Source organism: Streptomyces sp. TLI_053 (genome assembly GCF_900105395.1).
In the GTDB taxonomy this organism is placed as follows: domain Bacteria; phylum Actinomycetota; class Actinomycetes; order Streptomycetales; family Streptomycetaceae; genus Kitasatospora.
Genome location: NZ_LT629775.1, coordinates 9,124,096 through 9,137,225, shown reverse-complemented (window position 1 = coordinate 9,137,225; position 13,130 = coordinate 9,124,096). Strand labels below are relative to the sequence as shown.

Sequence of the window (13,130 nt, the reverse complement as noted above, 5' to 3'; positions counted from 1 at the left end):
ACATCTCCCCCGCCGGCGGACGGGGCTCCTACGGTTTCCGGCAATCCCCCACACCGTGACCGCAGGAGACCCCCATGCTCCGACGACCCGCCAGGGCCGCGTGTGCCGTCCTGGCCACCGCCGCCCTGGGTCTGACCGCCCTCCAGGGCACCGCAGGTGCCGCCTCCCCCACGCCCGGACCCGCCGCGGCCGCCCGGGCCGCCGCCTCGGCCGCGCCGGACACCCTCGGTGTCGCCGCCGCCGCGCCCGAGCTGGTCGAGGCGCTGCGGCGCGACCTCGGCCTGACCTCCGCCCAGGCCCGGGCCAGGATCTCCGCCGAGGCCAGGGCGGGTGCCCTGGCCGGCGCGCTCGCCCAGTCGCTCGGCGCCGGCTGGGCCGGCTCCTGGCTGGAGGGCCCGGACGCCGCTCCGGCCGTCGCCACCACCCGCTCCGCCGACCTCGCCGTGATCCGCGCGGCGGGTGCCCGGCCGGTGCTCGTGGACCGCCCGCTCGCCGCCCTGGACGGAGCGCTGGCCGCGCTCGACCGTGCGGCCGGACGCGGCCCCGCCGGCCGGGCGGACGCGCTCGCCGCGCCCGTGCGCTACGTCGACGTGGCCGCCAACACCGTCGTGGTGCAGGCCACCGACCCGGCCGCCGCCGAACGCCTGGTCGCCGGGGCCGGGGTGGACCGGGCGGCGGTGCGGGTGGAAACGGTGGCCGAGGCCCCGCGTCCGCTCTACGACCTCCGCGGCGGCGACGCCTACTACATCGACAACAGCAGCCGCTGCTCGATCGGCTTCCCGATCACCAGGGGGACCACCCAGGGCTTCGTCAGCGCGGGCCACTGCGGCCGGGCCGGGTCCAGCACGACCGGCGCCAACCGGGCCGCCCAGGGCAGCTTCCAGGCCTCGGTCTTCCCGGGCAACGACATGTCCTGGGTGGCCACCAACAGCAGCTGGACCGCGACCCCGTACGTGAACAGCGCGTCCGGTGCGGTGACCGGCTCGGTGCTGCAGCAGGTCGGGGCCTCGGTGTGCCGGTCCGGTTCCACCACCGGCTGGCACTGCGGCACGATCCAGCAGCACAACACCAGCGTCACCTACGCCGAGGGCACCGTCTCGGGCGTCACCCGGACCAATGTGTGCGCGGAGCCGGGCGACTCGGGCGGCTCCTTCATCTCGGGCACGCAGGCACAGGGCGTGACCTCGGGCGGCACCGGGAACTGCTCCCAGGGCGGCACCACGTACTTCCAGCCGGTCAACCCGATCCTGCAGGGCTACGGGCTGACGCTGAAGACCGACGGCCAGGGCCCCGGTCCGGGTCCCGGTCCCGGCCCGGGTCCCGGCAACCCGGGCGGCACCTGGGCCGCGGGCACCGTCTACCAGGCCGGCGCCACCGTCACCTACGGCAGCGCCTCCTACCGCTGCCTCCAGGGCCACCAGGCCCAGGCCGGATGGGAGCCGCCGAACACCCCGGCGCTCTGGCAGGCGGTCTGACCCGTGACCGTCCACAGCCCCGGAGCCCGGGCCGAGCGGCCCGCCGCGCCCTCGATCGGAGCAACCGGCGGTGCCACGGCGGGCCCTCCGTGTGAGACCTTGGACGGGGGGCCAACCCACCAAGGAGGCCCGATGTCGTCGAAGCGTCGCCGCAAGAAGAAGGCCCGTCGCAAGGGTGCCAACCACGGCAAGCGGCCGCAGTGCTGAACCGGCACTGAGGACGGTGCCGGAACCGCCCCGAACCGCCGCCCGGCCCCGGACACCCGTCCGGGGCCGGGCGGCGGTCGTGCGCCGGGGCCGGCCGCCCCGGGAGCGGAGGCCGGATCCACGGCCGGTGGGTCACGCCCCTGCGGACTCCTCCGGCTCCGGGGCGTAGTAGAGGCTCGCCATGGGGGCGCGGAGCGTCCAGCCGAGGGCGCTGTAGAGCGCCTTCCCGTCGGGAGTGCCGACGAGGAGCCCGGTCTCGGCGCCGCTGCGGTGCCCGGCATCCTCCAGCGCCCGCATCACCACGGAGCCGAGGCCCCGGCGGCGGTGCGTGGGCGCGGTCTCGATCTGGTCGGCCACGGCGGCGGACCCGGCGAGCCCGAGCTGGCCGCGCGCGGCGAAGTGGCCGTCCTCGGTGCGGACCAGGACCCGGACCACGCCGCCGCGCTCCCAGGTGGTGAGGGTGTACCCGGCCGGGACGACCGGACGTCCGGCGGCGAGCGGCACGGTCATCAGATAGCCGGGGACGTCGAAGCGCCAGCCCGGCGCGATCCAGGGCCGGACGGTGTCGTCGTCGGCGAACACCTTCAGCCAGGTGCCGGGCGCGGTGGTGGCCGCCACCAGCTTGCGGACGTCGGGTTCCGTCGGCTCGGGAAGGACGTGGCGGGCCACCTGCGCCGACTGGCCGACGTCGATCGTCCAGCCCCAGGGCTCGTCCACCGGATCGGCCGCTCCCCGTGAGACCACCCAGCCCGCGATCCAGTCCCGCACCAGCCCGCTGACGACGGACTCAGCCATCCTCGACCCCCGTAATAGTCACTGATGAAGGTCATAGCTTACCCATAGGTGGCGACAAGCCAACCCCCCCAGCTCCCCGCCGGCGCCCGCCGTCGCGATCCGGGGCAGCGGGCGCCGGACGGCGGGTCGGGACGGCGGCTCGGGACGGCGCGACAGCAGGACGCCGACAGGTCACCGGCGCTCGCACGCCGACCCGAGGGCCTCCCGGTCGAGCGGTCCCCGGTCAGTGCTCCGGCAGGCGCCCCGGCCCCCGGCCCCGGCGCGGAGAGTCCTCCGGGGCCCCCGCCTCCTCGTCGGCCCGCCGCGCCGCGCGACCGACGACCGGCTCGCGCACGACCGGCTCGCGCGCCGCAGGCTCGTCGGAGATCCGGTCGTCGGTGATCCTGCGTTCCATGACCCGGTCCTCCGACCGGGCCCCGGGGCGCTCCCCGGTCCGCTCCTCCGGCCGGACCGCGGCGGGCGCGGCATGGCGGCCGTGTTTCACGGCCCGGGCCCGGCGGAGCGACCGGCCCGCTCCGGCCAGCAACAGGCCCAGGCAGAACAGCAGCGCGAGCGCCAGCCCGGCGAGGAAGACGCCCAGGCTGTTCAGGGTCACCAGATCGTGCCCCAGAACGGTCACCTGGTACTCCGGCCCGCCGTCCAGGTTGTCGGCGATCAGCAGGCCGGTGAAGGCTCCCGCCGCGGCGAACAGGAGGATTCCGAACAACAGCATGGCGGTGTCCTTTCGGTCCGTCCCCCGCGTGTGCCCCCCGGGGCCGAACCGCGCCTACCCGCCGCGGCCCGCCGTACACGGCCCGGCCGCTCCGGCAGGACGGGGAGCGGGTCGGAAAGCGGACGGGGAGCGGGTCGGAAGGCGGACCGGGCCGTGCGGCACCGGCCCAGTCCGGCGGACGCACCGACATCCGTGGCATCCTGCTGTCCACCGACGAGGAGGGAGCCCGTCGAGGACGCCACCGCGGAACGGCGGCAGCCCTCCCCGGCGGATCCCGACGCGCACCGCGACCGGCTGCGCACCGACCACGACGACCGGTCCCACCGGCAGGGCGGGACGGCTGGAGCCACCCTTGCGGGACAGCTTTTCCGACGGTTTCCTCGCCGGGCCGGCCCACGAGGCCCATCCGGTGGACCTGATGTGCCTCTATCTGCTGCACGGATCCGTCGACCGGATCCCCGGTCTTCCGGCCGACCGGGAGGCCCTGTCCTTCGATCACCTGAGCCGGCACGTCCGCCCCGAGCACCGCGCCCGCCACGACGACGCGGAGACCTTCTCACTGCACGTCCGGCGAACGGTCCGCGGGCGCCGGTACGGCCTGGAGTTCAGGCTGCACTTCGTGGCCGGGGAACCGTACGCCGACGCGGTGGTTCCGTTCGGCGCGCCGGTCGACCCGCGGCGCTTCCTGCGGCACCTGCGCGGCCGGTACGGCTCCGCGGGGGCCGCGGGGGACTGGGACTTCGAGGTGTACACCGACGTGTCCGACCTGCGCGAGAGCGTCGTGCGGTTCGGCAACGGGCGCGAGGTCTGGTTCCAGGTCAACCGCGGTCCAGTGGTGGCCGGCCGGTCCCGGCCGCTCCCCGGGGTCCGGGGCCGCCTGGTGACCGGCCGGCTGCACGGCAACCTGTTCGGAGCGGGTGCCCGGCCGCACGCGGGAGGGGTGATGTTCCCCGACCGCCTCGCCGCCGTCGGAACCGGTTCCGCCGGGGCGCGCGCGTACCGCCGGTACGCGGCCGGGCTGGGCGCGCCCCTCCCCCGCCCGGCGGGACGGCCGGGACGCCCCGACTTCGGCGCCGCCACCGCCTCCCGGCCGGGAGGCACCGGCCGCAGGTGACCGCCGGCCCGGCCGGGCCGCTCAGCCGCCGTGGGCACCCCAGGTCTCCTCGAAGACGACGCGCCGGCGGGGGCGGCGGCCCGGGTGGAACCGGGTGCCGGCGGGGTGGCCGACCGCGACCAGCAGGGCGATCGCGAGGTCCTCGCGGTGCTCGATCCCGATCACCTTCTTCACCTCCTCCTCGTCCCAGCCGTTCATCGGCGAGGTCGCCAGCCCCATCCCGGTGGCCGCGAGCATCACGAAGGAGGCGGCGATGACCGCGTCCTTCACCGCGTACTCGCGGAGCAGGCCGCGCTGCTCCAGGCCCTCCTGGAACTCCTGCGCGGCGGCGGAGAACATCTCGACGAACTCCTCGCTCCACGCGCCGTTCTGCCGCGCCTGCCGGTAGACGTCGCTGCGGTCCTCCCGCCATGCCTGCGGTTCGGCGACGAAGACCAGCACCACCGGAGCCTCGCTCGGCTGGGGCTGGCCCCCCGTGGCCCGGGCCAGCCCGGCCCGGCCCTCCTCGCCCGACACCACCACGATCGAACGGTCCTGGAGGTTCCAGCTGGTGGGAGCTTCCACGGCCAGGTCGAGCAGGGTGTCGAGCAGCTCCGGGGAGACCGGGTCGGGCCGGTAGTGGCGGACGGTGCGGCGGGTGCGGATCGCTTCGGGGACGGACATCGTGCCGTTCGCCGTGCGGTCCGTCGCGCGGCCGGTGGTGTCGCTGACGGTGTGGTCGGTCGTGCGGTTCCCGCTGCGGTCGGTCGTGCGGTTCGCGGTGCGGTCGGTCGTCCGGTTCAGGGTGCGGTTCGTCATGCCGACAACTCTCGGAGAGTCACTCTCTTTTAGGAAGAAGGCACCTGAAAGTGCGTTACTCTCCCCGGGTGAAGACCACCGTGGCATCCTCCGGCTTCCCGGCCGACGTCTACTCCGCGAAGTGCCCGACGCGCCAGGTCCTCGACCACATCGCCGGCAAGTGGACCGTCCTGATCGTCGACTGCCTGCTCGACGGCACCCTGCGCTACACCGAGCTGTTCCGGCGGATCGAGGGGGTGTCGCAGAAGATGCTCACCCAGACCCTGCGGCTGCTCGAGACCGACGGCTTCGTCACCCGCACCGTGCACCCGACCGTGCCGCCGCGCGTCGAGTACGGCCTGACCGACCTCGGGCGCAGCCTCGCCGGGCCGATCAGTGCCCTCCGCGAGTGGACGGAGGCCCACATCAACGACATCGAGCGGGCCCGGTCCGCCGGCCCGGCCGACCGGGGGGCCGCCCCCTGACGGCCGGGCGGGCGGCGGCGGTCAGGCCTGCGCCAGCCACTCCTCCAGGGTCGGACCGGCGAGCACGGTGGCGGGACCGGCGACGAACGCGCCGTTCTCCAGGAGTTCGCGGTCCGGGGTCGCCTCCTCGCTGACCTCGACGACGGTGACGTCCTCGCCCCGGGCGGCGTAGACGAGTCCGGCGGCCTTGGCGAGGTTCTCCTCGCGCGGGCCGGCGATCTCGGGGAACGGCGCCGCCGTGGTGCCCGGCTCGGGCGCGGGACCCTCGGCGAGGTCGACGAGCGCCTCGGCCACCGCCGCGGCCGCGACGAGCTGGGTGCGCATCAGCGGGACCCGAACGGTGTCGCCCTGACGGCCCCAGCTGACCAGCGGCTCGACGAACTCGTGGAACTGCGCGGCGCGCAGGATCCGGACCGGCAGCGGGCCGGCCGTCAGGGCCTTCTCGTGGGCGACCTTGGCACGGTAGTAACCGCCGGTCGACGCGTCGATGCCGAGGATGGACACCGAGACGATCAGCTCCACCCCGGTCCGGGCTCCCGCGGCGTGCAGGTTGGCGGCGGCGGCGGTGAAGAACTCCGTCGCCACCGTCTCGTCCGCGGAGGGGGTGCCGGAGGTGTCGACGACGACCTGGACCCCGGTCAGCGCCTTGTCGAGGCCCTCGCCCGTGACGATGTCGACGCCCGCCGAGCGCGAGATCGCCACGACCTCGTGGCCGCGTTCCGCCAGCACGCGGACTACGTGCTCGCCCAGACGGCCGGTCGCGCCGACCACCGCGACGGTCCTGCGGTTCGACATGGTTGTTCTCCTTCGTGGTGCGTGTGTCGTGGGACACCGCCGGGCCCCGCACCACCCCCGTGCGCGCGGCGGCCAGGACGGCTCCGGCCACCGACCCTAGGGCCGGTACGGCGTCGCGGGGTGTGCGAGGCGCGCACGGTCCTTCGTCAATGCGTGCAGGGCGGGGGGCATCGGCACCTGAGGAGCGGCGGCCGCCGGTGCGGCGGGCGTCCGTGACCGCCCGTCGTCCGTCCCGTCATCCGTCGGGCGGCGGTCCCGCGGCGGCCTCCGGCGGCTCGATGCGGACGGCGACCAGGCAGGTGTCGTCGTCGGTGTCGGCCGGGCTCAGCTCCAGCAGCAGGTCCAGGTACCGCTCCAGATCGGGGCCGGGCGGGCCGGCCGCCCGGATCAGCTGGTCCACCGACTCCTCGACCGGGCGGTCCCGGCGCTCGACCAGGCCGTCGGTGTAGAGGAGCAGCACGTCGCCCGGGACGAGCCGGGCGGTGTACTCCTCGTACTCGGCGTCCGCCAGCGCCCCGAGCAGCACGCCGTGCGGCAGCGGCAGCACCTCGGCGCCGCCGGGGGCGAGTCTGATCGGCGGGAGGTGCCCGGCCCGGGCCCAGCGCAGCGAGCCGTCGTCCGGTCCGAGCAGCACGCAGACGGCGGTGGCGGTCACCTGCGCCGGTTCGCGAAGGGCCACGGTGTTGGCCCACTCCAGCAGCCTGCCCGGTCCGGCACCGGTGACGGCCAGACCGCGCAGCGCGTGCCGGAGCGCGACCATGCCGGTGGCCGCGCCGACCCCGTGCCCGGCCACGTCGCCGACGGCCAGCAGCACCCGGCGGTCGGGCAGCACCAGGACGTCGTACCAGTCGCCGCCGACCCGTTCGCGTTTGGCGGCGGGCCGGTAGCGGACGGCGGCGCGCAGTCCGGAGGCTCCGAGGGGCGGGGGTGCCGCGGGCAGGATCGCCTGCTGGAGCCGGAGCGCGAGTTGCTCGCGCTCGGCCGTCTCCTGCTCGCTGTCCGCCAGCCGGGCCCGGGTGGCGCCGAGGGCGATCTCGGTCCAGTGCTGGGCCGACACGTCGTGGTAGGCACCGCGGATCGCGACGAGACGGCCCGCCTCGTCCAGGACCGGTTCGGCGATCACCCGGGTGTAGCGCTGGGAGCCGTCCGGGCGGACCAGCCTGAACACCGAGGAGGCGGTGCGCAGCCGGTGCCGGACGGTGTCCAGCAGCCGGCGGACGGCGGGCCCGTCGTCGGGGTGGACGTGCCGGGCGAGCCGGGCGAGGGGCACGGCGGACTCCGGCGGCAGGCCGAACAGTTCGCTCAGGCCCTCGCTCCAGAGGATCCGGCCGCTGTCCGGCTGTTCCTCGAACCCGGCCACCCGGGCCAGGCGTTGGGCCTGGCGCAGCAGGTCGGTCTGCTCGGGATCGCCGGACCGGTCGGTGTCGCGCTGCCAGCTGAGCAGGAGGCGGGGGCCGAGCGGGGCGACGGCGATCCGCAGGACGGCGGGTACGGCGATCCCGCCGCCCTGGAAGACCAGGCGCAGGCGGTCGTCGGTCCGGGGCTCGCCGGTCTCGTGCGCCCGGAGCAGCGGTTCCAGCAGACCGGTGGCGCAGGCCATCGGGTAGGTCTCCAGGAGGGAGGTGCCGTCCAGGCCGCTGCGGGGGCGGCCGAGCGGGTCACGGAACAGCCGGTTGGTGCGCAGGACGGTGAAGTCCACCACCCGGCCGTCCCGCAGGACGGGTTCGAGCAGGAGGGCCGGGTCGAGCACGCCGTCGAGCAGGTCCGCCTCCCGGTCGGGCGGCACGGGGGGCTCCGGGTGGCCGAGGAGGGTGGCGCAGAGGTCGGCGAGGGCGCGGAGCCGGCGGCGTTGCGGCGGGCCGAGCTCGGGTGCGGGGCCGGGCCAGAGCACTTCGAGGGCCCCGAGGCGGCGGCCGTCGGCGAGCAGCGGGAGGACGGCGCGGGGGGTGGTGGCTCCACCGGCGACGGGTCCGGTCGGCGCAGGCGCGTCGGGCCAGCGGTCCTCGCCGCCGGTGACGGCCTGTCGGGCGGGGGTGTCGACGCCGGGGGGCACCCGGTTCCAGGCCTCGGCCTCGTCCAGGGGCAGTCCGGCCTGGGCGGCGAGGGCGAGGCCGCCGCCGGGCAGCCGTTGCCAGACCAGCACGGCGTGGGCGCCGAGGGGGGCGGCGCCCTGCCGGAGGACGGCCTCGACGGCGCCCGCGAGGTCGGGGACGGCGGCGAGGGCCCGGGCGGGGGCCGGTGGGGCGGGTGCCCCGGCGGACCCCGGCGCACCGCGGCGGTCCGACGGTCCGGGCCCGCCGTCCCGGGCAGGCCCCTCGGCCGTGCGTCCGACGACGTCGGCGGCCAGGGTGGCGACCGGCACTCCGGCCTCCCGGGCGAGCGCGGCCAGCCGGGCGGCGGCCTCGGCGGTCGTCGAGGTCAGCCGCTCGGCGAGCATGCCGGTGGCGAGGTCGACCAGCGCCCGGGTGCCCTCCTCGGCCCGCATCCGCTCCACGGCGTGCTGGAGCCGCCGGACGGCCCCGGCGAGCTGCCGCGCCACGGCGTCCTGGGCCTCCCCCGGTCCCCCGGCGGGCCCGGTCGGTCCGGCGCCGTACGGGGGGACACCCGGCGGACCGCCGGGCCGGGGGCCGTCGGTCATGACACGTCCAGCCAGTGCCGCATCCGCTCCAGCAGCAGCGCGGTGTCCACCGGCTTGCTGATGTGGTCGTCGGCGCCGGCGGCGAGGCTCTTGGCCCGGTCACCGGCCATCGCCTTGGCGGTGACGACGACGACCGGGATCCGGCCGAACCGCTCGTCGGCACGGATGGCGGCGATGGCCGCGTAGCCGTCGAGGCCGGGCATCATCACGTCCATCAGGACCAGGTCCGTCTCCGGGTGGGCGCGCAGCAGGTCGAGGCCGGCACGGCCGTCGGCGGCGTGCAGGACGGTCAGGCCGTGCTGCTCGAGGGCGGCGGCGAGCGCGAAGACGTTGCGGACGTCGTCGTCGACGATCAGCGTGGTGCGTCCGGCGAGCGGTTCGTCGGTGGGGACGGCGTGTTCGCCGGGCCCGGCGTCGGCGGGGTTCCGGCCGCCCAGCAGGCCGATCAGGCGTTCGCACAACTCGTCCAGACCCGCCGGGAGTTCGAGGCCGCCGATCGCCGCCGCGGTGGCGCCGACGCCGCCTTCCCCGCCCTGGTGGCCGAGCACGGGCGTGCCCGCCGGAAGCCCGGTGATCAGCAGGGGGGCGAGTTCGCCGGTGCGGCCGAGGTCGAGCACGGCACACCGGTACGGGCCGGCGGCGAGGGCGGCACGGAGGTCCGCCTCGGTGCCGGCGCTGCGGATCTCCACCGGCGGGCCCTCGCCGTGCGCCTCGGCGGCGGTCCGGGCCAGCAGCGTGAGCAGGGCGGGCGGTTCGGCCTCGACGACCAGGACGCGGGGCCCGGCGTCCGGCAGGACACCCGGGACTTCGGCCGCCCGGTCCCGGCCGGCGAGCGGCAGGTGGAAGCTGAAGCGGCTGCCGCGACCGGCGGCGGAGCGGACGGTGAGGACACCGCCGAGCAGGCGGGCGAGTTCGCGGCTGATGGACAGGCCGAGCCCGGTACCGCCGAAGCGGCGGGCGGTGGTGCCGTCGGCCTGCTGGAAGGCGCCGAAGATGCTGTCGAGGTGGTCGGGGTCGATGCCGATGCCGGTGTCCTCGACGTGGAAGGCCACCGCGGCCCCGGCCCGGCCGAGTTCGGCCGGGAGCGCGTCGGCCTCCACCCGTTCGACGCGCAGCTCGACGTGGCCCGTGTCGGTGAACTTGATCGCGTTGGAGAGCAGGTTCCGCAGGATCTGCCGCAACCTGGCCTGGTCGGTGACGAGTTCGCCGGGCACGTGTGCGCCGACGCCGATCCGGAAGGCGAGGCCGCGCTGGTCGGCCAGGGGCTTGAACGCGCCCTCGACGTAGGCCAACAGCTCCTGGACGGCGAAGGGTTCGGGGCTGAACTCCATCTTCCCCGCCTCGACCTTGGAGAGGTCGAGGATGTCGTTGATGAGCTGGAGCAGGTCGGAGCCGGCCGAGTGGATCACACCCGCGTACTCGACCTGCTTGGGGGTGAGGTTGCCGGCGGCGTTCCGGGCGAGCAGCTGGGCGAGGATGAGCAGGCTGTTGAGCGGGGTGCGCAGTTCGTGGCTCATGTTGGCCAGGAACTCGGACTTGTACATCGAGGTGAGGCTCAACTGCCGCGCCCGTTCCTCGAGTTCCTGTCGGGCCTGCTCGATCTCCAGGTTCTTCGCCTCGATGTCGCGGTTGCGTTCGGCCAGCAGCGCGGCCTTCTCCCCGAGTTCGGCGTTGGAGCGCCGCAGTTCCTCCTGACCTTCCTGCAACTCCTCCGACCGGGACTGGAGCTCGGCGGCGAGCCGCTGGGACTCGCCGAGCAGCTCGTCGGTCCGGGCGTTGGCCAGCAGGGTGCCGATGTTGACTCCGCAGGCCTCGGCCAACTGCTCCAGGAGGTCGCGGTGGACGGCACTGAAGGGGTGCACGGAGGCGAACTCCATCACGCCGAGCAGCCATTCCTCCAGGGCGATCGGCAGGATCAGCACGGACCGGGCGTGGGTGGCGCCGGCGCCGGAGCCGATGGTCGCGTAGTCGGGCGGCAGGTCGTCCACGACGACGGTGCGCCGGGAGCGGGCCGCCTGCCCGACCAGGGACTCGCCGAGCCGGACCCGTGCCGGACCGCCTCGTGCACCGCCGCCCCCGGCGCCGTCTCCGTCTCCGGTCCCACTCCTGCTCCCGCGGCCCTCGCCGGTGGGTGTTTCCGCCGCCGTACCGCCCTGACCGCCGTAGGCGCTGATCCGGGCCAGGACGGTACCCTCCGGACCCTCCTCCGCGAGGTAGAACGCCCCGTACTGGGCGCCGACCAGCGGCGTCAGCCCGTCGGTGATCAGCCCGGCGACGGACCGGATGTCGCGCTGCCCCTGCATGGTGCCGGTGAAGCGGGCGAGGTTGGTCTTGAGCCAGTCCTGCTCCTGGTTGGCGCGGGTGGTCTCGCGCAGCGACTCGACCATGAAGTTGATGTTGTCCTTGAGGTCGGCGACCTCGCCGGAGGCGTCGACGGTGATCGAGCGGGTGAGGTCGCCGGCGGTGACGGCGTTGGTGACCTCGGCGATGGCGCGGACCTGGCGGGTGAGGTTGCCGGCGAGCTCGTTGACGTTCTCGGTCAGGCGCTTCCAGGTGCCGGACACGCCCTCCACCTCGGCCTGGCCGCCGAGCCGCCCCTCGCTGCCGACCTCGCGGGCCACCCGGGTCACCTCGGCGGCGAACGAGCTCAGCTGGTCGACCATGGTGTTGATCGTGGTCTTGAGCTCGAGGATCTCGCCGCGCGCGTCGACGTCGATCTTGCGGGTGAGGTCGCCGTTGGCGACGGCGGTGGTGACCTGGGCGATGTTGCGGACCTGGCTGGTCAGGTTGTGCGCCATGAAGTTGACGTTGTCGGTGAGGTCCTTCCACGTCCCGGCGACGTTCGGGACCCGGGCCTGCCCGCCGAGCGTCCCCTCGGTGCCCACCTCCCGCGCCACCCGGGTGACCTCGTCGGCGAACACCGACAGGGTGTCCACCATCGTGTTGATCGCGTCGGCCAGCGCCGCCATCTCGCCCTTGGCCTCGACGGTGATCTTCCGCGAGAGGTCGCCGCGGGCCACCGCGGTCGCCACGTCCGACATCGACCGGACCTGGCCGGTCAGGTTGGAGGCCATCACGTTGACGTTGTCGGTGAGGTCCTTCCAGGTGCCGGACACGCCCCGGACGGTGGCCTGGCCGCCGAGGTTGCCCTCGGTGCCGACGTCCCGCGCCACCCGGGTCACCTCGTCCGCGAACGCGGACAGCTGGTCGACCATCGTGTTGATGGTCTCCTTCAGCTCCAGGATCTCGCCGCGCGCGTCCACCCGGATCTTCTGCGTCAGATCGCCCTGGGCGACCGCGGTGGTCACCGAGGCGATGGACCGGACCTGCGCGGTCAGGTTGTCGGCCATCACGTTGACGGACTCGGTGAGGTCGCGCCAGGTGCCCGAGACGTCGCGCACGTCGGCCTGTCCGCCGAGCCGCCCCTCGGAACCGACCTCCCGCGCCACCCGGGTGACCTCACCCGCGAACGCCGACAACTGGCCGACCATCGTGTTCACGGTGTTCTTGAGCTCGAGGAGTTCGCCGCGCGCGTCGACCTCGATCTTCTGGGTGAGGTCGCCCCGCGCCACCGCCGTCGTCACCTGGGCGATGTTGCGCAGCTGCCGGGTGAGGTCGCCGGCCATCGCGTTGACCGCGTCCGTGAGGTCGAGCCACGTCCCGGCCGCGCCGGGGACATGCGCCTGACCGCCGAGCCGTCCCTCGGAACCGACCTCGCGGGCGACCCGGGTCACCTCCGAGGTCACCCGGGCGAGCTGTTCGACCATGCCGTTGAAGACGCCGGCGATCTCCCCCGGCACACCCGGCAGGTCCGACCCGAGTCGGATGCGGAAGTCACCGTCCCGGACCGCCGTCAGCCCGGCGAGCAGCTGCCGCAGGACCGGGTCCGCCCGGTCGGGTCCGGCCGGTCGGTCCGTTCGCCCGGCTGCGGGACCAGGCGCGCCCGGTGCTTGCTCCTCGTCCATCCGTCCACCGTCCGGATCGACCGCGCGGCCGGGCCGCTGCGCGGCGGCCCCGGCCGATGGGGGCGGCGGCGCCGTCCCGCTTTCCACTCTGCCACCGTCCCGCCACCCGGGACAGGCGGGGCGGACGGCGTCGGAGCGGCCCCCGGTGCCTGCGCCCGTTTTGCCCC

Annotated in this window: 10 protein-coding genes; 4 read left to right on the top strand and 6 right to left on the bottom strand. The window is 75.2% G+C overall.

Annotated elements, in window-relative coordinates; translation table 11 throughout:
* Nucleotides 1-74 precede the first annotated feature (74 nt).
* Complete coding sequence (locus tag BLU95_RS37870) at nt 75-1,475, top strand: carbohydrate-binding protein (RefSeq protein ID WP_093863983.1); 1,401 nt, start codon at nt 75-77, stop codon at nt 1,473-1,475.
* A 132-nt stretch (nt 1,476-1,607) separates the two neighbouring features.
* On the top strand, nt 1,608-1,682 hold the full coding sequence (locus tag BLU95_RS45905) for a hypothetical protein (protein WP_464332458.1): 75 nt from the start codon (nt 1,608-1,610) through the stop codon (nt 1,680-1,682).
* 132 nt (nt 1,683-1,814) lie between these two features.
* Here BLU95_RS45905 and BLU95_RS37865 read toward each other — a convergent pair whose 3' ends face one another.
* Together BLU95_RS37865 and BLU95_RS44755 are read right to left on the bottom strand one after the other, a co-directional pair.
* A complete protein-coding gene (locus BLU95_RS37865; RefSeq protein WP_093863982.1) occupies nt 1,815-2,477 on the bottom strand; it encodes a GNAT family N-acetyltransferase in 663 nt (220 codons plus the stop codon).
* A gap of 223 nt (nt 2,478-2,700) precedes the next feature.
* A complete protein-coding gene (locus BLU95_RS44755) occupies nt 2,701-3,189 on the bottom strand; it encodes a hypothetical protein (RefSeq protein WP_231978100.1) in 489 nt (162 codons plus the stop codon).
* Between the two features lie 352 nt (nt 3,190-3,541).
* Here BLU95_RS44755 and BLU95_RS37850 point away from each other — a divergent pair, with 352 nt between their 5' ends.
* Entirely contained in the window at nt 3,542-4,303 is a 762-nt protein-coding gene (locus BLU95_RS37850; protein WP_231978099.1) for a hypothetical protein, read from the top strand.
* A gap of 21 nt (nt 4,304-4,324) precedes the next feature.
* On the opposite strand, the gene BLU95_RS37845 is transcribed toward BLU95_RS37850, so the two are convergent.
* Nucleotides 4,325-5,101 carry a nitroreductase family protein gene (locus tag BLU95_RS37845; RefSeq protein ID WP_231978098.1) on the bottom strand — a complete coding sequence of 259 codons (777 nt, stop codon included), beginning with the start codon at nt 5,099-5,101 and terminating at the stop codon, nt 4,325-4,327.
* 68 nt (nt 5,102-5,169) lie between these two features.
* Here BLU95_RS37845 and BLU95_RS37840 point away from each other — a divergent pair, with 68 nt between their 5' ends.
* A complete protein-coding gene (locus BLU95_RS37840) occupies nt 5,170-5,565 on the top strand; it encodes a winged helix-turn-helix transcriptional regulator (protein WP_093863980.1) in 396 nt (131 codons plus the stop codon).
* A 21-nt stretch (nt 5,566-5,586) separates the two neighbouring features.
* Here the strand turns inward: BLU95_RS37840 and BLU95_RS37835 are convergent, their stop codons facing one another.
* The 3 genes from BLU95_RS37835 to BLU95_RS37825 all read right to left on the bottom strand — a co-directional run bounded on the left by BLU95_RS37835 (nt 5,587) and on the right by BLU95_RS37825 (nt 12,963).
* On the bottom strand, nt 5,587-6,360 hold the full coding sequence (locus tag BLU95_RS37835; RefSeq protein ID WP_093863979.1) for an SDR family oxidoreductase: 774 nt from the start codon (nt 6,358-6,360) through the stop codon (nt 5,587-5,589).
* 235 nt (nt 6,361-6,595) lie between these two features.
* On the bottom strand, nt 6,596-8,998 hold the full coding sequence (locus BLU95_RS37830) for a PP2C family protein-serine/threonine phosphatase (RefSeq protein ID WP_093863978.1): 2,403 nt from the start codon (nt 8,996-8,998) through the stop codon (nt 6,596-6,598).
* Nucleotides 8,995-12,963 carry a HAMP domain-containing protein gene (locus BLU95_RS37825; RefSeq protein ID WP_093863977.1) on the bottom strand — a complete coding sequence of 1,323 codons (3,969 nt, stop codon included), beginning with the start codon at nt 12,961-12,963 and terminating at the stop codon, nt 8,995-8,997. The genes BLU95_RS37830 and BLU95_RS37825 overlap by 4 nt, the downstream gene beginning before the upstream one ends.
* Between the last annotated feature and the right edge of the window lie 167 nt (nt 12,964-13,130).